Origin of the sequence: Reichenbachiella sp., from assembly GCF_039969095.1 — a bacterium.
GTDB lineage: Bacteria > Bacteroidota > Bacteroidia > Cytophagales > Cyclobacteriaceae > Reichenbachiella.
In genome coordinates this window covers 749,435-771,025 of sequence record NZ_JBDVOL010000010.1, presented here as the reverse complement: position 1 = coordinate 771,025, position 21,591 = coordinate 749,435, and the positions used below count along the sequence as shown (strand labels likewise).

Below are 21,591 nucleotides of genomic sequence, written 5' to 3'. Positions count from 1 at the left end.
TGCAAATATTTTATCCCAAGCTATGGCATTAATGAAAGATTATTTTCCGATACAAAACTTACTAAAGATATTCGCCAATAAATCATCTGTAGTGATCTCACCTGCAATCTCTCCTAAGAAGTGTAAGGCATGTCGGATGTCCTAGGTTAATAAATCATTCGTAATCTTGTTGTCAATGCCTCTGAGTACATCGTGGAGTGAGTTTTGGGTATTGACTAGACCTTGGTAGTGACGAGCGTTAGTAATCTCTTAGATCATAGTTAAACGAGCTCCGGACAACCTTTTTTGATAGTTAACCCTAAGAGGAACGGGTAAAGAATTTACAATCACATCAAGTCTTCATATTCCTTATATCTTTCTACCCAGATATTATTATGTTTAATCACGTATTCTTCGAGTTTTTCTAGGTTGTAAAAATCAGAATAATATTCGTAGGAAACGATATCCTTGCAATCGATATGATTAAATAAAAACAACAAATATTGATACTTGTACTTTTCACATAATAGCACTGCTTCTTCTAATAAAGCTTCGTACTCCTGAGGTCTCAAATTTACAATAAATTTACAATAGTAATAAAGTGCTTCTAAGTAGTAATATTTAATATGTCCTAAGTTTTTAAGAGCTGATTGATAATATTTTATTTTATCTTCAGGTATGTTTGATTCGAATGCAAACATTAATTGTTTTAAACCTTGAGTATAAGGGTTTGTTACAACCAATTTTTGAATATTCTTTTTGTCTATTTTTTTAACCTTTGAAAGCGTATATGTGCATTGCATCTTTTCAAGGTGTTCATCCATGAATAAAGTATCGATGTATTCTTCTAATTTCTCAACCTCTAATTGATTAAACATCAACTCGTACTCAAAGTAATAAAATCCATTTTTCTTTCTTGATATATTTTCTATTATACCTAAATAAAAAAAATGATTATCTAGAAACCTATCAAAATTCCAATTTTTAATTTGGGAAATTATAAGGTTCAAGGTATGTCCTTCCATACTATGCAGGTTTGAAATGATATTTTTATATCGTCTCTCACTATAATCTTCTTCTTCAAAATTTCTTTCAATAATTTTATCAACAGGAAGTAATTTCTCCAATACCTTGTAAGGCTCATCAAATTCGTGATGAAAGTATGATTTATTATACTTTAAAGTTTTAATTAAAAGTTGCGAGTTAGGAATTTCAGAAAAATAACTAGATACAATTTCCAACCCCTCTTGAAATTCATTTATTTGTTTTTCACCATGTATATAGTCATCAACCTTATATATGTAATTGAGAATATATTTTTTTTTCTCCTCCTTCCCTTCAGGAAATTTAATGTCAGATACATAACTAAGTACATTCAATAAATTGTTTTTATAACTTGAATAAAATCGCATTGCCTCAGAAAATGATTTTTTCTTTTCTATGGCCTCAATAACATCAAGTACAAAACAATTAAATGTATATGCATCGATACAATAATCAATTTTTAATTCTTCATTTCTCTCTGAAAACCTCTGCATTGCAAACCGTCTTATAATCGGCTGAAGTTGCAGTGTCCCATTATAATCTTCAACTAAAGATTTATCTCTTAGAACCCTTAAATCTTTATCCGTTAAATGATTATTCGATGAATTCCTCGAAGAAAAACATTTTTTAAAATTTGAAAGGCTAATTCCATCAGGAAACAAGTTAAGAAGCTCGAATGCAATTTTCTCGTTATGTTTTAAGGTTGTATAAGAATAATTAATTGATTGATAAATTGACTTTGATCTCTCTATATTTAAATCCGCATTATTATTAAATGCAGAAGAATAATCAATATTAGTAGACTCGAAAAAATGATTTTTCAATTGAGTTTTAAGCTCATCAATGTGTCTAAACCTTGGACGAGAATTAGTGACTAGTTTAATTGCCAAAGGGTTGTTATTTAAAAGTTCTTCAAGAATATCTTCCCTTAATACTTTCACCTCATTTAATTTATCGACCTTTCCATAATCTTTCTCAAATAATTGAAGAGCATCATCTGTAATCAATGGGGTCAAAGAATAAACATCTTCAAAATCATCAACTGAGCTAATTCTTTCTCTTGAAGTTATAACTATGTTAGTATAATCAATTGAGAACTTTAGCAACTCCAAAACCTCACAAAATTCTAATTCTCCAACTGCATTAGCAACTGTTTCAAAATTGTCAAGAATAATTAATGAATCAATTTTATCAAAAACATAATTCTCTCTTAAATATTCTTTAAAATTTATAATATTATTCAATTTGAATCCATGAATAATTAGTTCTTCAAAATCCTGGTATGATTTTACATTTTCACAAGAAATGAATTCAACACCACCACAGAAATACCCCCTATTGTAGAGTTCATTTGCGACCTTCTTAATTAATGTGGTTTTTCCTACACCACCTGATGCCTTAATGTTGAGTAATTTATTTGTTTTATTAATTGCAATTAGCTTGGATGCAATTACTGATTGTTCCTCAACTCTACCTATGACCGGTGACCTTTTTCCAAAGGTTAGACTTCGATTATTTCCATATATAGAAAATTTATTGCTTTTTCCCTTAAATATTTTCTCGTCAAGTAGTTTGTCTAGATTAACATTAATTTCTTTTTCAAAAAAATTTAATTGTTTTTGATTTAACCCCTTAAAAATAAACTTATTGACAATATTCGGTTTTATGGTAGAAATGTAAACTGCATTCTTACCTACTATTGGTGGAATCTCTTTATCAGTGATAAAAACTACAGGTATAAGATCATTTGGTATAAAATCCAATAACTCCTCTTGAGAAACCAAAGAACTTTTTAAATAATCATCTTCAATGTAAAGTTTTGATTTAAATATTTTTGTCGCAATAATTAGCAAATCGAATTCTTCTATACTAGATAGTGTTTTTGCATTCAAAAAACCATAAAAGATATTCGCTTCTAAAGTGTCGAAACAACTTACCAGTCGTAGCAATTCATTTTGGATTTTAATGTCTAATGGATTAGGGTGTAGAATTGCTATCTTTGCAACTTTGGGTTCAGCATCTTGAAGTACATCCCCATTATAAGAATTATGCTTTTCCTTAATTTCAATACACTCCTTAATAAATACATTTAATTCTTTTTCATAGTCAGCAACTAAAATTGGCTCCAAATATTCATATGATAAAAATGGATTTGCATCCTTACATATCACAAAATGTCTATTATTATTTGAAAAAATACGATCCAAGTGACTAAACAGTCTTTTCAGGTCTAGATCTTTAAATCCAAATCCAATAAAAAGAATAGTTTTTTCAGAGAAAATTGATTTAAGCTTACTTATTGTCGCATTATCTTCCTTGTATAGTTTAGCATAATCTTTATTGAAAATAACACAATTATCAGCCTCTCTATAACTGCCATGTAAATTAAAAATATAAGGATTTTTGCTTTTATTTATTTCACTAATATTAAAAGTCGAAGTACTTATTGTGGAATTTATCTTACCTTCAGCAGCCAGTTCGAATGCATCATCATAATTGGTGGTAATTATTTGCCCGGATAATTCCAGTAAATTTTTGTGTAATTTGAGGTCTCCATTTTCTACATGAAAATTTTTATTAATATACCTTTTAACTTCATTATGTTCGTCCTTAATCACTTCTAAAACGTCAACTGGACTCATGGTTCCGTTATCAAGAATTTCTAAAAATGGCACAAACTCTTTTTTGCCTGAGTTCTGGATTATATCCTTTACCAAGTTTCTCCAATCGGGTAGTCCAAATTTCATTGATAATCCGGCACCTGCAAAAATGACGAGGTCATTGTTTTCAATAGCTTTTACAATTTCCTTAGGTAATTCCACTTATTATTCTTGTTTTGAAGTTAATAATTCCATAAAAAGGAATTGTGATCTTTTAACTTCTCTCAAAATACTGACGGGACCATTGGGTGCTGAATCCAATAGCTTGCTCAATATAAGAAGAGAATAGGAAATGACCAATTTGGATTGGGTATGACTAGTTATTTATATAAATATTTCTATTTCAATATCTATATACTGCAATTATCTCTCTCTTAGAATTAAAGAGAAGATAAAAAAAGCACTAGGCGTTTCCCTATCCGATTGGAGAAATTCAGGAAAAAACTAAGTCTATGATCCTTAAGTTTTTTCGTCTTTAATTGAATCTTTATACCTGATGAACTCATGTATAAAATTAAAAGTGAGGTTTGGCAAAACGAAGATCAACGACCAAAACTTACAAAAAAACTAGTATATGAGATTCATTGTTTAGAGGAGATTTAATCAGTGAAAGGTAGGTCGTGAACTCTGTATCGAAATGTACCCGATAAGGTTAATTGAATCTAGTCACCTCTCACCACATGATTGTAATATCTATCAGCGAACAAATCATACAAACACTTAACAAACAATAAATCCTCTCCTAACTCATCTAAATTTTTCCACCTTGGTTTCACATGTGAATTGTACTCGCATTTTAAACATTGAAATATTTTAGGTTCTGGGCTCTTTGGGCAATCCAATACCCAATTTTCAGAAACTTTTTTAAAAATTGAGTACCCATACTTTTTTTCAATTTTCAATAATTCCATATCACGTTTTACCTGAATCCACTTATGTGCCTTAGCTAGATATACTTCTCGTGATTGCCGAATTCTCTTTTTTTGTTCTCTCTTTTTTTCTACCCTTTTGAAATCATCATCTCGAAATTGTTTTTCATTTTCAATTTCACTTTTCTGAAAAATTTCGTGTTGACGTTTTAATTCAATCAGGCTTTTGTTGTAAATCCATTTTGATCGAGAACCATTGAGCAAGATTCGCTTCAGACTATCCTTTGTTATTGAACGTTGCTCACTATGTAAATCAATTTCAATTGTATCTAATCCTTTACTCTTAATCTTAACCAATTTCTCTTGGTCAACTTTATGAGTCACAAATATTTCAACAAGAACTGATTTACCTTCAACATCCACTATTAAATCTGGGGTTATGTTACCTATGCTTTTTTCTGTTTTTACTGAGATTACCTTTACTCTTTTTTGCTTTAAAAACTCTTTTTCTTGGTCTATTAAAGGACCATACCCTCTGTATTTTTCATCTTTTACAAGATATTTCTCCTTGTACGATGGCAGGACTATTTCTCTTGATTCTTCAATAACCTCTTTAGCAAGAAGGTGTAGTGCAGTCTCAACAGCATTCGTACATTCTTTTGTATCATAATGCTGAAAGTGAGGTTGGACCTTGTTTCCAACTTTATTTTTGGCAATTAACTTGGTTCCACAACTTGGGCAAATACAGTTACACTTTAGTCCCCCTTCAACATCATTAATAAAGACTAATATTTTCCTACCTTCAATACATTGATGGGCATGTTCTAATCTAACTGACATTAAAGCATATTTCTTGACTATCAAAAAAATGTAATTATTGAAAGTTTACTTTATCAAAGTGGCATTGAACTTTCAAAATTCATTCCTTGTAAAGGAAATATAGAGTATAATAAATTGGTAATTATATTCCAGTTATTCTCTAATAAACACCCTTGTTCCAGTAAATGGCGCTCAGAATGACGTCTGAAGTAGTTCTAGTGTAAGTATAGATGAGAATTGAAGGAATTATTAATATTTTAAATAGTCCTACTTCCCGATACAAAACTTCGAAAAGATATTGGCCAACAGATCATCAGTGGTGAATTGAATGTCAATAACCGAGTATGATATGAAAATAGCCTTTGGTATTGAGATGATTCATCTGCTTTATAAGTTTAGAATTGACTTATTAGTCTTCATCATTTTTCTGTGCTAGGTTCACAAAACTAAACCCCAACCCGAAATATGTATTTTCTGTATGAAGATTGTACCCATAATTGAATAATACTTTATTATTAAATAAACCCATTACAAAACCGCACCCAATCTCAAAATCCTTATCAATACTCATATCTAAATAAGACACATTAATTCCAAAAGAAGGTTGCAATGAGTTTCCCCAAAAATCTGTTTTAGGCACTCCATTCTTTTTTATTCCCTCTTTAAAATATGTCATCAACAAAGATACTCCAGCAGCACCTTTAAATTTAGAAGGAGATGGATTATCATCATTTCCACCATAACTATTCACCAGAAAAAATGAATCCAATATTTTTGGTTCCCAACCTGTCTCCCTTATTTCAAAATCAGCCAGTTGAATTTTCACCGGACCTTTTCCATTATCCCAAGTTAAATATATTGTAATGATCTCGCCACTTGAGGCACTTTCATTCAGCATATTAATTTTTGCATCTATAAGCTTTTTATATATTGAATATGCAATTCTTTTTTTACTGTTAGTTAGGCCATTTCCATTTTTTCCAAATGAATAGGAATCGTAAGAAATACTTTTTAACAAGATTGAGAAATATCCAATTAGAGCATTGTTTTGTTTTTGAAATTCAACTTTGAAATTTTCTCGAGCAGCACTTGATGATTCTTGAGAAAATTTTTGCTCGCTTTTTCGAAGCTCATCTGATAATAATTTAATCTGAGAAACCAATCCATTATAATTCACAGAATCCAAGCCAAAATGCCTCAAAAAAGCTTTTGTTGCATCCTCTCCAACATTATCAAAAGATTGCAAGTAGTTATATATTTCTTCAGTTAGAAATACTTGATTCTTAGATAGGTTTTCAAATGCACCTTCCCTTCGTCTCTTTTCAGTTTCGTCTACTCTAATTGCTTTACCCAATTGAACTAACAACTGTTGATATGATTCTAACGCCCCATTAAAATCCAAAGCTTGTAGTTTGAAAATAATATCTTCATAAGACGTATACCTTTGAACATCTGATACATAAAAAGTTTTAGTGCTATTACTTAAATAGTTTCTAACTAATTTCCTTTGCACCGAATCAACTTTACTAATTGATAATTTTGCAAACAGATTTTTAAGTTTCTGGTATTCTGGATCATATCCAAATGCCTCATCAACGGTCAATTCCTTTGTAGAAATTGAAGCACCAATGAAATACGAATTCTCCTCAAATTTTTCAATATCACTAACTATATTATCAAGCCTTTTTGTTAATTCTTGAACAGATATTGACTTGATACCATATCCTGTCTGGTTTTGACCAATTATTGAATATGGATTCACCTCTATATTTCTTTCTCCATTTATTCCTTTAATTTTTGCGCTTAATGATAAGGAACCACTGAAATCTGGCGTATTGATTAAAGAATCAATTAAAAATTGAATTTGAATTTCACTTGTTTTATCTATTCGATCAGTAAATAAATTGAATGTATTCTTAGACCACCTACCAATTGTCACTGGCTTAGAGTTCATTCTTGCTTTATACTTGATTATTACAAATCGTCTAGGGTCTATATTTGGATAATAACCCGAAAATTCATCATTGATTTTAATATTTAAATTTTGAGAATCATTACTATCTTCATAGCCATCATCGTAACCATTGTCATACCCAATGTTGTATCCTCTATTGTAAAAACCTTCATTTTCTAAAACGGACAAACCTTCTTCATCCATTTTTTCAGTCGAAACCGAATCACTGAGATTATTTATTACAAGTGCAGTTGAATCAGAAACTTGCGAATATCCATTAAAACATAAAAGACAAGAAGTTATAAAACATAACTTGAAATGAGAGAAGCTAAATGAATATTGCATCAGATGTATCGGTTAAGTGAAATACTATCTAAATGCTGCTAGTTCAAGATAATCATTTATTCATTAATTAGAAATAGGTAATGCTAATTTGTTAGAAATTAGACATCAAGCACTCTTTTGCAGTCTTGCATTAAATCTTGAATCTCAGATGTCCTTATTCACTCCCATTCAATAAAATTAGAAAATGTCATTCAGACTTTTATACTCAGTCAAATAGGCAATTAGGCTAATTAATACTCTTTATAAATAAATTCACTTACCGATACAAAACTTAGAAAAGATGTTAGCCAGCAGATCATCCGTGGTGATTTCACCAGTGATCTCCCCTAAAAAGTGTAAAGCATGACGAATGTCTTGAGCCAGGAAGTCGTTGGTGATTTGATTGTCGATACCTCTGAGTACATCGTGGAGTGAGTTTTGGGTATTGACTAGACTTTGGTAGTGGCGAGCGTTGGTGACTACCACATTGCCGGGTTTGAAATTATCCATCTGGCTCTTCGACCAGATCAGATCTTTGAGTTGATCTACTCTTGATTTGGACTTGGCAGATATGGAGACGTAATGTTCGTTGGTTGTCAGCGAAGCTTCTTCTGCTTCCACTTTATCTAGCTTATTACCCACCAAAATATACGGTTTACCTTTTTCTATCAGCATTTGCTCCGTCTGCTGAATAATTGGCAAAGACTCAGTCGCCAAGTCAAACAAATACATAATCAACGACGACTCCTGCATTTTTTGTTCAGCTCGTTCTACCCCAATCGCTTCTATTTGATCCTTGGTTTCTCTAAGACCGGCCGTATCAATGAATCTAAACTTAACGCCACGAATATTCAGCTCATCTTCGATAATGTCTCGAGTAGTCCCAGCAATATCAGAAACAATGGCCTTCTCTTCTTCTAGCAAGGCATTGAGCAAAGTGGATTTTCCAGCATTCGGCTTACCTACGATCACCACTGGCACACCATTTTTGATCACATTGCCCAATTGAAAACTATCTATCAGCAGCACCAGCACCACATCAATTTTCTCAATCAAAGCTTTTAGTTCTTCTCTACTGGCAAACTCCACGTCTTCTTCAGAAAAGTCCAATTCCAACTCGATCATGGAGGCAAAATGTACCAGCTTCTCTCTTAAGTTTTTAATTTCATTGGAAATTCCACCACGCATTTGATTCAATGCTGTGGCGTGAGCAGCTTCGTTTTCAGATGCAATCAGATCTGCTACTGCTTCAGCTTGCGCCAAATCGAATCGCCCATTGATATAAGCTCGTTGAGTAAATTCGCCAGGCTCTGCCAATCGAGCACCTTTTTTCACCAGAAGTTGAATGATTCTATTGACTATATAAGGGGACCCATGGCAGGAAATTTCTATGCTATTTTCCTTTGTAAAGGAATGAGGAGCAATAAATAATGAAATCAAAACTTCATCCACAATCATATCTCCATCCATCAGATTTCCAAAATGAATGGTATGAGAAGCCTGCTTAGTGAGGTCCTTTCCAGAAAATAAAGGTGACACAACAGATACACAATCGCTACCAGACAAGCGAATAACAGCAATAGCTCCAACGCCTGGTGCTGTAGCTAAAGCAACGATTGTATCACTGTGATTTGTTCGCATGGTTCAATATTAAACACAAATAGCGAGAGATGATACCACTCGCTATTCACTTTATACTTTTAATAAATTATGACTAAATAGTCGCAGCTTTTCTAAAGAGAGAAATAAATTCATCTTTAGTGAAGCTACCCAAATCACCTTCTCCATGACGTCGAGCACTAACTTTACCTTCTTCCTGTTCCTTCTCTCCTACGATCAGCATGAATGGGATTTTCTTGGTTTCCGCATCTCTGATTTTTCTCCCTATTTTTTCATCTCTATGGTCGATGAATCCACGGATATCACTTTCCTCCATGAGTGAAAATACTTCCTGTGCATAATCAGCATATTTTTCGGAAATTGGAAGTACGGCTATTTGATCTGGGGTCAACCATAACGGGTAATTTCCACCGCAGTGCTCAGTCAATACGGCTACGAAACGCTCTAAAGAACCAAATGGGGCTCTATGAAGCATCACTGGTCTGTGACGGGCGTTGTCCGCTCCTATATACTCCAACTCAAATCGCTCAGGCAAATTATAATCTACCTGAATCGTTCCCAATTGCCAGCTTCTTCGCAAGGCATCCTTGACCATAAAATCAAGTTTAGGACCATAAAAGGCTGCTTCGCCGTATTCGGTCACCGTATTGAGTCCTTTCTCTTCTGCTGCTTCCACGATCGCTCGTTCCGCTTTCTCCCAGTTTTCGTCACTACCTATATATTTAGCCTTGTTTTCTGGATCTCTGAGTGAAATCTGGGCCGTATAATCTTCAAATCCAAGTGCTTTAAAAGTATATAGCACCAAGTCGATCACTTTAGTGAATTCTTCTTTTACCTGATCTGGCGTACAAAAGATGTGCGCATCATCTTGAGTAAATCCTCTTACCCTTGTCAAACCATGAAGTTCACCACTTTGCTCATATCTATACACGGTGCCAAATTCGGCAAAACGAATAGGCAAATCTTTATACGAGTGAGGCTTTGATTTATAAATCTCACAATGGTGTGGACAATTCATAGGCTTTAAGAAAAACTCTTCGCCTTCATGTGGTGTACCAATCGGTTGAAACGAATCCTCTCCATATTTTTCGTAATGCCCAGAGGTCACATACAATTCCTTGTTGCCAATATGCGGCGTAATCACAGGGCTATAACCCGCTTTGATTTGAGCTTTTCTCATAAACTGCTCCAATCGCTCACGAAGCATAGTTCCTTTTGGCAACCACAATGGCAACCCCTGCCCTACTTTTTCAGAAAATGTAAAAAGCTCAAGTTCCTTGCCTAGCTTTCTGTGATCTCTCTTTTTTGCTTCTTCGAGCAATTCCAAATGCTCTTTGAGTTCCTTTTGTTTAGGAAATGACACGGCATAAAGTCGAGTCAATTGCTTGTTCTTTTCATCTCCTCTCCAATAAGCACCTGCTACGTTAAGTACTTTTACGGCTTTGATAAAGCCAGTATTAGGAATATGTGGCCCTTTACATAAGTCAGTGAAATTACCCTGTTCATAAAAAGTAATACTTCCATCTTCTAAGCCTTCAAGCAAATCTAATTTGTACTCATCTCCTTTTTCTTTGAAATAGGCTACAGCGTCAGATTTAGAAATGTCCTTACGGATATATTCGTTTTTTTGGCGAGCCAATTCCAGCATTTTGTTTTCAAGAACACCTAAGTTTTCTGAATCAAAAGTATGATCTCCAAAATCAATATCATAATAGAATCCACCTTCAATGGCGGGACCAATACCTAGCTTGATTCCAGGGTATAAAGCTTCCAGTGCTTCCGCCATCAAGTGAGCAGAAGAGTGCCAAAATGTAGATTTTCCGCCTTCACTCTGCCAGGTAAGCAAACTCACCGTAGCATCTTCAGTAATTGGTCGATTGGCATCCCACGTTTCTCCATTTACTTCAGCGGCAAGTACGTTTCTAGCCAAGCCTTCACTTATACTCAAAGCAACATCCATTCCGGTTGCACCTTTGTCCATTGATTTCACACTACCATCTGGAAGGGTAATGTTAATTTTAGCGTCACTCATTCTATTAATTCGTTTCTTTTCTAGGGGATGCAAAATCGAAAGTTGGAATAGCCTCTCTTCGCTCCCTTAATTTGCGCAAATATGCGATTTTTCCATTGACTTTCCTTATTCCTTCTATAGCTTCTTCATTCAATGAATCAATTGTTAACATTTGATCGTAATACATCAACGAACTACTGAAATATCCTTTTTGATCAAATGAAAAAGCTTTAGCTTTTAATGCTTTCATGTTCAAGCTATCCTCGGTCAAAACTTGTGTGGCATAAAATATCATAGAATCGTAATTATTTTTTGATTCATAATAATCAATCAACAAATCGCCTGCCTTGACTTCGCCAGAATAAAGCATATTAGTCAGTAGTTGATTGGCTTCATCATCCTGATTGTCTTTTCTAAGCAAATCGACTTTCAAAAAATTCATTTCACTTTCTAAATACCCAGCGTCAATTAGCAAATCCGCAAAGTCATGTGCTTTCTGGTTTTGTTTAGTGCTAGCATACAAATGAGCCAGATCAGAAGCAATATCCTGTCTGCTCGTATCATGTTTGAATGCTTGTTCTTTATACTGTAGCGCTGATGCTGAATCTCCCAACCGCATGTAGACCTCTCCTTTTGTCAGATAAATATCTGGATCATTTCCGTTGATCATTACAGCCTTGTTGATATAATCAATCGCTAATCCATATTCACCCAGGGCAGAATAAATGCTCGCTCTTTTTTTATAGAATTCCGTACTATTTGCACCACCATTTTCTGCTTCGGTGTTATATCTAAGCGACTCTTTTAAGTTTCCTTTGGTTAGATAGAAATCTGATACTAACTGAAGTATTTCCACATCATTGTTAGACAATTTGAGACAATTTAAAACTTCCTCTTCTGAGATGTTTTCCCAATTTGAATTTTCATGAATCTTCACATATTGAATTAATTCATTGATGTTGAATGAATTTAATTCTCTATTACTAATTACAATAGATTCTAAAGGAGGCTCAGCTTTAGTCGTCATGATTGGAATAGGTGCAGTACCGAGTCTAGTTTCACAACTTTGAAATACAAGTGCAATACCAAACAATACAAACCCAAAAAAGCTATGGATTTTTAATCTATTAGCCAACACACTATATTGGTTTAGTTCAATAATCTTCATCTAAAAAAACTTCCTCATTTTAATCACTCGATATCAACAGACTAAGTATTGTAATAAAGAGCAAAAAAATCCTTTTTTACCCTCAATACCACATTTCTGAAAATTTAAATTTTTAAGATAGGTAATCCCCCTATGATCAATTACCAAAACACTTAAAAAAACGATATTTAAAATTCAAAATTTGGTTATCTCAACAAAACTTGGTAAAATTCAAGATTGATTTTTAATCAATTAAAGGGTTGGCTAGTTATGAGAAGGAAGTTGAAACTCATTTCAACAATTGCTTATCGACAAAATGCAAGCGTATTTTATTATCGACAATTAAATAGCAGATGTTTTCTTTGAATAATCCAATTTATGTGTGTAAATTATTGAATTACTGATTGATGCGGTATCTTTACTTTTGAAAATGAAAAATTAGCACAAATTTAAAAGCAGTTTTTCCTTGATTTTCAAGAGACAAATGGAAAGAATGGATTTATTAAAGAGATATAAAAACATATACGACACCAATATTATTTTGATGTATAAAGGTGAAGTCACTTTTGACTTGGTCACTTCTATTATTGAGACATTAGACGGCAGAATTACTGAAATGGAGTCTGATAGGATAATAAAGAAGAAATTTTACGGTGCTGCTACGGAATGTATTCAAAATCTCTACCACCATATGGACGAAGTAGCCGACGAAACTAATCAAATTGACACCTATGATTCTAAATCAGGGTTGTTGTTAGTTACGGCCAGAAAGAAGTTCTACAATATTATGACTGGTAACTTTATTCCCAATACAAAAATAAACACCATTAAATCCAAACTGGATAATATCAATGCTTTGGACAAAGATGGGTTGAAGAAACTATACAAAGAAATTCTATATAATGGTGAGTTTTCAGACAAAGGCACCGCAGGACTAGGTTTTGTAGAAATAGCTAGAAAAACAGGTCAAAAGTTGTCTTATGAATTTCATCAAGTAAATAATGAGTATTCTTACTTTACATTTCAGATCAGAGTATCTAGAGAAGTAGAAAAAAAATTAGCCGAGGCCTCATAAGCCTTGATTCAAATGATCAACTTTAATAAAAATATCAAACATTCATTACATACGTCAGACTTGGGACTGGAATTAGGTGGAGGAGAATGTAGTAACGTTAAACTGAAATGAAAGAGCTTTATCACGAAGAACAAAAGATACTTTCTGAGTATGTAGGAAAAGTCAAAAAGAAGGATGTCAATCTTGAAGACGCTGTAGGCATTGCCATGCACTACAAAGACCTTCTAGATCAAAGTAAAGTAATCACTCGAATCAGTGACCGACTACAGAAAAAATTAGACCACGCCAACCAAAAAATCAAATCTCAAAATGTTGAGATTCATAAGAAAAACGGAGAATTAGAAGTAACCATCGATCAGCTGGACAAGATGACGATGGGAAAAAAGGCCACAAGAATACTTTTTGGGTTATTTGTGATTTTATTCATTTCTGAACAACTATTTCTAGAACCAGTGATTGATGATTGGGCCAATGGGAGTAATTATGTTGGGATTGGAGTGATGCTTATAATAGCCATTTCTTTAAAATTCTTTGAATCTAAATTAGAAGGTTACTTTACTAAACAGAGTAAGAAAAAAATTCTTGGCTCAAATCATTCTGGAGCAGCTATACAAAACAGCTCAGAAGGAAAAAACCAGTTTTCGTTTCTTAAAAGTAAAGGAGCAGCTTAAATTAATTTAACAAAAGCATTCTTGTTATGAAAAAGGATAACCTGATACGATCATACATACTGACATTGATACTTGTAATCATTGCATTAGGTATCGGACAGTTAAGCGTACAAAAAGCAATTCGAGTAAATCAAGATGATGCTATAATGGTAAATCTAGCTCAGAGGATGGCTACACTCAGTGAAGAGATTTCAAAAAATATTGCTCAAATCAATCTAGATAAGATAAAAAGCAGTGAAACGAACTTCAATGTGGTCAAAAGGCGTTTGAAGCCAGCTGTTGATGAATTCACCGAAATCCAAAGAGCATTAACAAGAGGAAATCCAAAATATGGTTTGAATGGAACTGAAAACTCTGAAGAAGCAACTAAAATGCTTGCTGAAATGGATCGTTCATTCCGTGAGATTAGGGATGTCGGAAATGAAGTACTGGGTGTTAGTTATACAGATCCGGAAGATGATAAAAACCTCATTTTGACAAGAGCGGTTGACAATGTGGATGCACAAAGAAGGTTTGCAGAAGATGCTAGTAGATTAGCTGCCCTTTATCAATCAGAAGCCAGAACAAACAAAGGAGGTTTCTCTAGGTTTGAATACATAATCACTATATCAATTATAGCGTTACTTTTGATTCAGGCATCGTTCATTTTCCGTCCTGCAGTAAACTTGGCCTATAAGAATTTCTTGACGGCGAACGAAGCATTTGTTAAACTACAACGATCTGAAGAAGAGCTAAGAAGCAGCGCTGAAAAGCAGCTTGAAGTGAACGAAAAACTAATCCTCTCCCAGCGCGCCTTAGAGCAACGAAACAAAAAACTAAAACTTTCTGAGCAAGAAATTCTAAAAAGTTCCAGAAAGCAAATCGAAGTAAATGAAAAACTCATCCGCGTTCAGGAAGAACTCAGAAAAGCCTACGACAGAGTAAAATATTCTGAGGAGCGAATGAGAAATATTGCTGAAGAACAATTAGAAGCAACCGAAAGATTGATGATCGCTGAGAACAAATTGAAATCAGCATTGACAGTGGAGCAAGACAGTAAGGAAGAACTGACACAGACGTTGGAAAACCTGAAGAGTACACAATCTCAATTGGTACAATCTGAAAAAATGGCATCACTTGGCCAGTTGACTGCGGGTATAGCACATGAGATTAATAATCCAATCAATTTCGTGTATAATGGAATTGATACACTAAAAGTATCTCTTGATGATTTGATATCTATTGTCGAAAAGTATGATGATGTAGAAAATAGTGAAGACTATAAAGCTACACTTGCAGAAATCAAAGAATTGAAAGAAGAGTATGCATACGATGACCTTTTGAGTGATTTAAAGGAATTGGTATCGGATATTAAAAAAGGTGCCGTTAGAACCATAGAAATTGTGAAAGGTCTGAGAGTCTTCTCCAGACTCGATGAAGAGGAAATGAAGCCAGCCAACGTAAATGATGCCTTGGATGCCACCCTTGTCCTACTTCGTAACAAAACCAAAAATAAAATCAATATCAAGAAATTCTATGATGATTCCATTTCGGACATCAATTGTTTCCCTGGCCAGTTGAACCAGGTATTTATGAATATCCTAAACAATGGTATTCAAGCCATTCCTGATGATAGAAAAGATGGTGAAGTTCAACTCTATACAGAGAATCAGGATCAGCATGTAATGATCAAAATCAAAGACAATGGCGCTGGAATGTCAGAACAAGTTAAAAGGAGAATCTTCGAACCCTTCTTTACTACTAAACCTGTGGGTATTGGAACGGGATTAGGTATGTCTATTACCTTTGGTATCGTAGAAAAGCATGGTGGAAACATTTATTGTAACAGTGAAGAAGGAAAAGGAACTGAGTTCTCTATCTTAATTCCAAAGCACATGGATAAGTCCTCAGAGGAAGAAAAGGTTTCCGAATCTCAAAAAGCATAATTTTAGAAGTAAGATAACACATGGAAGAAGTTCAAACTCCAGTTGAAGATACAGCAGTCAAGAGCAAAAAGAAATACACCATTCTTTATGTAGATGATGAGGAAAGTAACCTTAGAATCTTTAGAATGGCTTTTAAAAGAGAGTACAATGTACTCACAGCTCCAGGTGGAAATGAGGCGATTGAAATGCTTCGCGAACATGACATTCAGTGCCTGATCACTGACCAGAAAATGCCTGAAATGACAGGAACAGAATTGCTTGAAAAAGTGCTTCCTGAGTTTCCTGATGTCATTCGCATGATTTTAACTGGATTTGCTGACATTGAAGCCATTGTAAAAGCGGTGAACAAATGTGGCATCTACAAATACATCACCAAGCCATGGGACAAAGGTGAGATGAAGCTCACTATTGACAAAGCGCTAGAAGCCTATGAGTTGAAAAGTGATAAAATGAAATTGATCCGACAGTTGGAAAAAGCCAACAGCGGATTGGAAGAAAAGGTAGAACTTAGAACCAAGGAGCTCGCTGAAGTAAATAAGCGTCTGATGGATAGTATTAAATATGCTATGACCATTCAGAATGCTATGCTTATGTCTCCAGAAACCATCAAAGAAGCATTCACTGACTTCTTTATTCTCTTTAAACCATTAGATGTAGTTAGTGGAGATTTTTACTGGTTTGCTGATTTTGAATCGGAAGAAGTAAACTATAAATTCATTGCTTCAGTAGATTGTACCGGACATGGTGTAGCAGGCGCTTTGATGAGTATGATTGGAGAATCATTACTTAATCAAATCGTTTATGAACATGAAATTACTGATGCAGGAGAAATTCTTGATAACCTCAATATAGGTATACAAGATATCTTGAATCAATCTGAAAACAACAATCATCATGGCATGGACGCAAGTATCATGATCATTGACGAAAACAATTCAGAGTTATTCTTTGCAGGTGCTCAGCAAAACCTACTCTATTCTGACAAAGGAAAAATTAAAACTGTGAAAGGTGATAGAATTTCTTTAGGTGGTTATTTGGATCAAGAAAGAAATTACACCACTCATAAGTTGGCTTACACAAAAGGAGAAACGTCATTCTATATGTTCTCTGATGGATTCCAAGATCAGTTTGGAGGGCCAGATAATAAGAAATTTACCGTTGCTAGGCTAACAGAAAGCATTGAATCAGGCTTGGATCAATCGATGGACAAACAAAGGGATATGCTTGAAAAAGTATTAACTGAGTGGAAAGGTGAAGAAAAACAGACCGATGACATAATGGTCATGGGAATTAAGATATAATTTGACAATATTTGCAAAATAAAAGCGGCTCTATATGAAGATTAAGGTTTTGACATTGAAGAATTGGTGCAATAAGAGCATAACGCCTTTAGCATGGCAAAGAATCATTATAAAGATACTCCCAGAAATGAGAGACAGAGGATTCGAGCTCAATGCTTTAGAGGATCCTGCCCCAGATTTAACATTTGGAGACGAGGAATTTCAACTTTTCACCAACTCACTAGACACCGTTTATAAAATAACTTTTCCAAAAGAAGTTCTGGAGAAAATTTCTTAATCTGTTTAGCGTACTTATTTTGCTCCGTAAAAAATATCTAAAGCTTCCTTATGTGAAGCTTTTTTTATGCACACCATTAAATCTCCCTATCCTTGAATAATAAAAAAACAGTTTTATTATTATCGCTCTTGATAATTCTAAGCCCTGCCTTGACAAGCTGTAGTACGAGTAGAAACAGCTCCAAAATAACTGTAATGAAACCTAAAAAGAGGATTTTTGCATACAATCCTAAAAGGGATAAACACAGAAAGAGGGTTAAAAAAGTCAGATACCGTTTACATTAAGCAACAGGTTTTGACTATAATATGTCTTTGCTTTCTATTTCAAGAAGGAGACGGTCAGAGCTATTGAGTCTGGCGATAATAGCTTCGGTCTTAGGTAATTCATATTCAAAATAATACCGCATGGTATGCAACTTGCTATTGTAAAACTCATCTCCCCTATTTTCATTGACAGCGATCTGACAAGGAATGGCTTGCAACAGCCATTGCCAACCTATAGCCACTACACCAAATAACTCTAAATACAGCGTAGCATCCATTAAGAATACTTCCTTCTTTTCTTTCATGGCAATGGTTGAAAGCTTCATTGTAATATTCTGAAGTCTGAACAACGCATCATTGAGTTTCTCTCCATATTTCGAGAGCTCTATGACTTCTAATTTCACTTTCTTTATGGTTTTAGAAACTTCTTCCGTAAAAGCTCTAAAGGCAATACCCCCACCCATAATAATTTTTCTACCAAGCAAGTCTATTCCATGTATCCCTGTGGTTCCTTCATGAATAGTATGAATCCTCATTTCGCGAAAATACTGCTCCACAGGAAAATCCTTGCAGTAGCCTGCTCCTCCTAAAATCTGAATAGCCGCAGATGTAGAAAGAATTCCCATTTCACTTGGGTAACTCTTAGCTACAGGCGTCAAAAGGTCTAATGTGAGTCTGTAAATTTCTTTTATCTCTTCCTTTCCAGCTTTAGCCATATCAGCATAATGCGCACATTGGAGTAATAATGAAAGAGAACCCTCCACCACTGATTTTTGAAAAAACAACATTCTTCTAACATCAGCATGTTCGATAATGTTGATTTGAGGAGTACTTGGATCCTTTTCATCTAACTTCCTACCTTGTGGTCGTTCTTTCGCATAATTCAAAGACGAATAATACGCAGCAGAACCGATAGATGCAGCACTCAAACCAACCCCTATTCTGGCCTCATTCATCATTTGGAACATATAGGTAAGACCTTCATTGGGTTTACCAATTAAATACCCGAAACATCTTTTCTTTTCACCAAAGCTCAGATGAACAATAGGCGCAGCCTTATAGCCCATTTTATGGTACATTCCTGTGGTTGTCACATCATTCATAACCACTTGGTCGTCTTCAGTAAAACGTTTCTGAGGAACTACAAAAAGAGACAGTCCTTTTGTTCCTTCTGGTGCTCCTTTTATTCGTGCTAACATTAAATGCACCACATTGCCAACGGCATCATGATCACCAGCGGATATAAATATCTTTTGCCCCTGAATGCTATAAACCGTCCCTTTATCGTCAAGGGGTTCTGCTGTGGTCTTTACATCAGATAAAGAACTTCCAGCATCAGGCTCTGTCATGGCCATAGTACCCTGCCAGGATCCATTGTACAATTTTGGTACGTACGTACTTTTCAATTGCTCAGAGCCATGCTCTTCAATCAATCTGGCAGCTCCAGCAGTCAAAAAAGGATAAACACTTGCAGAATAATTCGCAGCTCCAAAAATAAATTGAGCACATGACGACACGATAATAGGTAGTTGCTGCCCTCCTACTTCCTCACTAGCATTTGCCGATATCCAGCCTCCTTCTCCAAACTTTTTAAGTAGTTTTCTGATTTGAGGATGCACTTTTACCTTTCCCTCTTGAAAATCAGGATCTTTCCGATCCATCTCTTCATTGTATGGCCTCATCTCCTTATCAGCCAACTGTCCAGCGGTATCTAATATCATTTTTACTCCATCGAGATCATGTTTCTTATAGATATCTAATTTTAAAAGAGATTCAAGATCAAATACCTCTTTGAGCATAAAATCAAGGTTTCGGCGAGAGTAATATTCTGACATGATATTTTTGGTAATTATTATTCTTTACAATTCAGAATGAAGATAATTGAATGGCCGTTGATATTCAAATTAATCCTGAAACTTCGTCTATAAAATAGCTAAAGCTCCTGATTTATAACCTCTTAGTTAGCGGACAAAATCGACTCATTTGCCACGAATAAAATCACATAAAAATTATTTTAAAAATATTCTTATCTAGTAGTTGGATAATAGATTTATTGCCTCTACTTTTGCATCGCATTTGAGGGAAATAAAGCCCGAAATTGCAATCAGGAGCGGTAGTTCAGCTGGTTAGAATGCCTGCCTGTCACGCAGGAGGTCGCGGGTTCGAATCCCGTCCGTTCCGCTGATTATCAAGCACTTACATTAATTTGTAAGTGCTTTTTTTATACCCGATTTTTAATAAAATTAGTTCTGATAAGTTTCCTTTTGGATGAGCCCGCATCTCTGGGGAGAAATGACTCTTTTTTATAATCGACTTTTATTCATTTTATTAAAATAGCTAGCCTCTACGCTTCTGTAAAAACAGTTTTTCGTGTATCAAACTGATAGGTTTCGGGATTCCCAAAAAGTAGATTACCTGGTTTTTTCGTATCCTCACTCGTGAAGAAGTCAACAATAGCCGAAGCTAATTCATCCTTACTTAGCTGAAGATCACCATTCAAATCCAATTTCTTAAAACAAATGTCAATGAATTTGATTTCCACCCTCAAAGAGACGAAGAAGCACATATACTCTTGTTTAGACAGGAAATTGTTATGATCCTTGTCATAAATATAGAAAATATCATCTGCAATTTGCTTCGCAATTTCATCGAACTTACCATAGATTTCATCGACTGCAATAGCTTCCAGATACTTCAACCAATTGGTCAAATTGCATCTACTTGGTTCTTGATTGGCAAGAAATGCTGTCAATTGATTCCAAAAATCTTGGCCTCGTGCTGTGATAAAATCTTCTATTTCAGAAGGAGGCATCAGACACCTGAAAATAGCTACATTGTCTCCGAGGCTCTGAAAATCTCGACGCTGTAGTAAACCATCATGATCAAAATCCAGAATCTTGAAAAGATGTGTGAATTTTTGGGTTAAAACGGAAGAAAGCATTCCCCAAAGTAAAGAAAATAAAGGCTACTTCCTATAATTTAAGACATTGAAACTTCTAAACTATTATGCTAATTCAGTCCATTCATAATTATTAAAAATCATTCTCTCTGACCGTAAATAACTAATGGAATGATACGCTAGAATTGTTTACTTTGCTAAAAACCATTACCAACAAGATGAAGAATACTTTCTTTATTATTATACTGTGTCATTTATTATTCGGCTGTGGATCAGATGATGACACCAACGAAGAATTAAACAATACGCTAGAGGACGCTGTGATTCAGGAGATTCTAGTTGCACATAACAGTTATAGAAGTGATGTTGGCATCTCAAATATCACTTGGTCGGAGGAGATAGCCACTTCTGCACAAGCATGGGCAGATGAACTGGCTTCCAACTGCGAATTCAAACATTCAGGAGGAGAGTATGGAGAAAACATCTGGGCTGGCACCGAAGGAGCTTTCGAACCTACGGATGTGGTAAATAGTTGGGGTTCTGAAATCACTGACTATAATTACGAATCCAACACTTGTGCTACAGATAAGGACTGTGGACATTACACCCAAATCGTGTGGAAGAATACCACTCAAGTAGGTTGTGGTGTAGCCACTTGCGATGGGTTGGATATTTGGGTATGCCAATATGATCCACCAGGAAACTTCATAGGAGAGCAGCCCTATTGACATGACTAAAATCATTTTTTCTACA

14 protein-coding genes, 1 tRNA gene and 1 pseudogene are annotated in these 21,591 nt (G+C 34.7%); 7 read left to right on the top strand and 9 right to left on the bottom strand.

The features are described from left to right. Nucleotides 1–39: 39 nt before the first annotated feature. The 7 genes and pseudogenes from ABJH98_RS06615 to ABJH98_RS06585 form a co-directional block, all read right to left on the bottom strand. Nucleotides 40–246, bottom strand: a pseudogene (locus ABJH98_RS06615) (tRNA uridine-5-carboxymethylaminomethyl(34) synthesis GTPase MnmE); the annotation flags it as partial. 80 nt (nt 247–326) lie between these two features. Then, nucleotides 327–3,845 (bottom strand): SIR2 family protein, encoded by a 3,519-nt coding sequence (locus ABJH98_RS06610; protein ID WP_348306844.1) that lies wholly within the window; start codon nt 3,843–3,845, stop codon nt 327–329. 500 nt (nt 3,846–4,345) lie between these two features. Continuing rightward, nucleotides 4,346–5,392, bottom strand: coding sequence for a competence protein CoiA family protein (locus ABJH98_RS06605; protein WP_348306843.1), 1,047 nt, complete (start codon nt 5,390–5,392; stop codon nt 4,346–4,348). A 388-nt stretch (nt 5,393–5,780) separates the two neighbouring features. Beyond that, a complete protein-coding gene (locus ABJH98_RS06600; protein WP_348306842.1) occupies nt 5,781–7,529 on the bottom strand; it encodes a hypothetical protein in 1,749 nt (582 codons plus the stop codon). A gap of 393 nt (nt 7,530–7,922) precedes the next feature. Continuing rightward, nucleotides 7,923–9,290: a tRNA uridine-5-carboxymethylaminomethyl(34) synthesis GTPase MnmE gene (gene mnmE, locus ABJH98_RS06595; protein ID WP_348306841.1), complete on the bottom strand. Its 1,368-nt coding sequence runs from the start codon at nt 9,288–9,290 to the stop codon at nt 7,923–7,925. A gap of 73 nt (nt 9,291–9,363) precedes the next feature. Continuing rightward, nucleotides 9,364–11,301 (bottom strand): threonine--tRNA ligase, encoded by a 1,938-nt coding sequence (gene thrS, locus ABJH98_RS06590; RefSeq protein WP_348306840.1) that lies wholly within the window; start codon nt 11,299–11,301, stop codon nt 9,364–9,366. Nucleotides 11,302–11,305: 4 nt separating this feature from the next. Next, the gene (locus tag ABJH98_RS06585) at nt 11,306–12,448 is read right to left on the bottom strand and encodes a hypothetical protein (protein WP_348306839.1); all 1,143 of its coding nucleotides are present in this window, start codon (nt 12,446–12,448) and stop codon (nt 11,306–11,308) included. A 472-nt stretch (nt 12,449–12,920) separates the two neighbouring features. Here ABJH98_RS06585 and ABJH98_RS06580 point away from each other — a divergent pair, with 472 nt between their 5' ends. The 5 genes from ABJH98_RS06580 (at nt 12,921) to ABJH98_RS06560 (ending at nt 17,676) form a co-directional block, all read left to right on the top strand. Beyond that, the gene (locus ABJH98_RS06580; protein WP_348306838.1) at nt 12,921–13,502 is read left to right on the top strand and encodes a SiaB family protein kinase; all 582 of its coding nucleotides are present in this window, start codon (nt 12,921–12,923) and stop codon (nt 13,500–13,502) included. Nucleotides 13,503–13,609: 107 nt separating this feature from the next. Then, complete coding sequence (locus ABJH98_RS06575) at nt 13,610–14,173, top strand: hypothetical protein (RefSeq protein ID WP_348306837.1); 564 nt, start codon at nt 13,610–13,612, stop codon at nt 14,171–14,173. A 26-nt stretch (nt 14,174–14,199) separates the two neighbouring features. Beyond that, nucleotides 14,200–16,098: an ATP-binding protein gene (locus tag ABJH98_RS06570; RefSeq protein ID WP_348306836.1), complete on the top strand. Its 1,899-nt coding sequence runs from the start codon at nt 14,200–14,202 to the stop codon at nt 16,096–16,098. Nucleotides 16,099–16,118: 20 nt separating this feature from the next. After that, nucleotides 16,119–17,399 (top strand): response regulator, encoded by a 1,281-nt coding sequence (locus tag ABJH98_RS06565; RefSeq protein ID WP_348306835.1) that lies wholly within the window; start codon nt 16,119–16,121, stop codon nt 17,397–17,399. A gap of 34 nt (nt 17,400–17,433) precedes the next feature. Further along, on the top strand, nt 17,434–17,676 hold the full coding sequence (locus ABJH98_RS06560; protein WP_348306834.1) for a hypothetical protein: 243 nt from the start codon (nt 17,434–17,436) through the stop codon (nt 17,674–17,676). Nucleotides 17,677–17,974: 298 nt separating this feature from the next. Here ABJH98_RS06560 and ABJH98_RS06555 read toward each other — a convergent pair whose 3' ends face one another. Beyond that, nucleotides 17,975–19,774 (bottom strand): acyl-CoA dehydrogenase, encoded by a 1,800-nt coding sequence (locus ABJH98_RS06555; protein ID WP_348306833.1) that lies wholly within the window; start codon nt 19,772–19,774, stop codon nt 17,975–17,977. Between the two features lie 272 nt (nt 19,775–20,046). Between ABJH98_RS06555 and ABJH98_RS06550 the strand changes: the two genes are divergently transcribed. After that, nucleotides 20,047–20,120: transfer RNA gene (locus tag ABJH98_RS06550), tRNA-Asp, on the top strand. A gap of 163 nt (nt 20,121–20,283) precedes the next feature. Here the strand turns inward: ABJH98_RS06550 and ABJH98_RS06545 are convergent. Then, a complete protein-coding gene (locus ABJH98_RS06545; protein ID WP_348306832.1) occupies nt 20,284–20,880 on the bottom strand; it encodes an EF-hand domain-containing protein in 597 nt (198 codons plus the stop codon). Between the two features lie 176 nt (nt 20,881–21,056). Between ABJH98_RS06545 and ABJH98_RS06540 the strand changes: the two genes are divergently transcribed. Beyond that, the gene (locus ABJH98_RS06540; RefSeq protein WP_348306831.1) at nt 21,057–21,566 is read left to right on the top strand and encodes a pathogenesis-related family 1 protein; all 510 of its coding nucleotides are present in this window, start codon (nt 21,057–21,059) and stop codon (nt 21,564–21,566) included. Nucleotides 21,567–21,591: the final 25 nt, after the last annotated feature.